Here is a 2,319-nt window from a genome sequence, read left to right as displayed (position 1 = left end):
GGCGGCGGCACCGCGGTCACGACGGCGGCTTCCGCATGCCGGCGACCCTCCCTATCGGATGGTCGATGACAGGCCCGGGAGTGTGCCGGCCCGCCAGCCGGTGCCGGTGGTCTCCGCGGAGCTGCGGTCTCGGGAACGGCTGCGCGCCGCCGGGGCCATCGCTGCGATCGCCGGTGTCGTCCTCGGCGTTCCGGTCGTACTGATCCTGGTACTGGGTCCACCGCTCCAGAGCAGGGGCGGAACCGGCGCGGTCGTCCGAGCCATCCTGTCCCTGCTCTTCTGGGCCGCCTGGCTGCACTTCACCGCCTGTCTCATCGCGGAATGCCGAGCCGAGCTGCGCGGTACCGGCCTCGCCCCGCGGATACCGCTGGGCGGCGCCCCCCAGAACCTCGCCCGCCGTCTCGTCGCCACATCCGTGTTGTTCTCCGGGACGACGGTTCTGGTCGCCCCGATGACATACGCCCGGGCCCCCGCCGTTCCGCCTGCGCCCGGCCGGATGGGGACGGCAATGCCGGTATCGACGACCTCGGCGGCCCTGGTCGCTCCGCGGCCGGCTCCGGACGACAGGGCGCTCGCGCTCACGAGGGGTGATCGGGCTCCGGTGACCACGACAACGGATCCCGGCGCCGGCGCACCGACCCAGCAGACCTGGCCGTCACGGCCGGAACCGGGGAGCGGCCCGGCTGGCCCGGCTGGCCGCATGACACCGCGTGTCCGCCACGCCGAGTTGATCAGTCCGATCGCGGATCCGAACAGCCGGCTCGTGCCCAACGGGCGCATGATGAAGCTCTACGAGGTGCGACCTGCCGAGGGACGCCACCACGACACCCTCTGGGGCATCGCGGAGCGCTTCCTCGGTGACGGTCTACGGTATCGGGAGATCTTCGACCTCAACGAGGGTCGTGCCCAGCCGGACGGCCGCACGCTGTCCAAGCCATCGCTCATCCATGCCGGCTGGGTGCTGCTGCTGCCCGCCGACGCGCAGGGCGAGGGCCTGCAGGCACTGCATGTGCCGGACTCCGTCCCGGGATGGCCTGCCGCCGAAACGGGTACCGCGCCCCCACCCCCGGCGGCTACGACCTCACTGACCTCGACAACCACGGCCCCGGCGACCCGGGCCTCGATGATCCAGAACCCAGCTATCCCGATTTCGAAGACCCCGGGCCGGGGGACAGCGACGGTCGTCTCGGCGCCTCTCGTGCGCTGGCGGTCCTGGATGACGCGGCCGCGGTCGTCTCGGCGCAGAACACCGCGGTGGTCACCGGTGGCCCCGCTACACCCGGCCTGCTCACGTCCGACTCCTTCGGACCGTCCTCCCAGGGTCTGCTGGGGATAGCAGCCGCCAGCCTGCTCGCCGCCGGAGTTATGGTGGCGTTGTCCACACGCCGGTCGGGGCCGGCGAGCCCCCCGGAGGACGAGACAGAGCGCGCGCTGCTCCTGGCCGCCGACACGGATGCCGCCCGATTTGTCGACCGCTCACTGCGCGTTCTGTCTGCCGGCCTGACCGATCTGGGACGTCTGCTTCCCCCGATGTACGCGGCGATCCTCACCGACGACCTGCTGATCCTGCACATGGCACCCGCGGAGGAGGAGCCTCCACCGCCCCCATGGACCGTTGGCGAGGCGCCCGGGTCCTGGCGGATCGAGCGGATGCCCGGTCTGCCCGGTGACCAGCCGGCCCAGATGATCGCCCAGATGACGGCCGGCGTGCCGGCTCCGTTCCCGGCCCTCGTCACCTTCGGCCGGGACGACGCCGGGTCACGCATTCTCGTCGACCTGGAAGGCGCTCCGGGCATCATCAGCCTGATCGGCGACCTGGACGTCGCGACGGAGGTCGCGATCGCCGTGGCGATCGAGCTCGGAACCAACGTGTGGTCGGATGATCTGCGGGTCTGTCTGGTGGGTTTCCCGGCCGACACCGGAGCCGACCTGACGACGATCGCACCCGCTCGGGTCTGGACAGCGGACGACCTGAGCGCCGTCCTCGACGAACTCGCCGGACCACAGGACGACGCCGGTCGCACCGGCGTCGATCCGGCACCGGCAGACCCGCCGACCGTCACCGCGGGCGGCCGCGATCGGGTCACCGGCAATCCACGGGCGCTGGCACCCGATCTACTCATTCTCGCGGCCCCTCCCGCAGCCGCCGACGTCGCCCGGTTGACCAGGATGGCGAACGGGCGGGACGACGCCGTGGGAGTTCTCACCGTCGGCGACACCCCGGCCGCCCGCTGGCGCTTCACGGTCGAGTCGGACCGCCGCGTGTCCCTCGGCGTTCTCGGCGTCCAGGTACGGGCGCAGGCTCTGAGCTTGTCGTTT

General features: G+C 71.9%; 1 protein-coding gene and 1 pseudogene. Both read left to right on the top strand.

Annotated elements, in window-relative coordinates:
• A partial coding sequence (locus AC08ON_RS16470) for a LysM peptidoglycan-binding domain-containing protein (RefSeq protein WP_476617286.1) occupies positions 1–1,336 on the top strand: 1,336 nt, incomplete at its 5' end.
• Positions 1,255–2,319, top strand: a pseudogene (locus AC08ON_RS16465) (peptidoglycan-binding protein LysM); the annotation flags it as partial. The gene AC08ON_RS16470 and the pseudogene AC08ON_RS16465, both read left to right, overlap by 82 nt.

It is taken from the genome of Frankia sp. CoWAU3, assembly GCF_977971855.1.
This window is presented reverse-complemented; position numbering and strand designations above follow the sequence as displayed.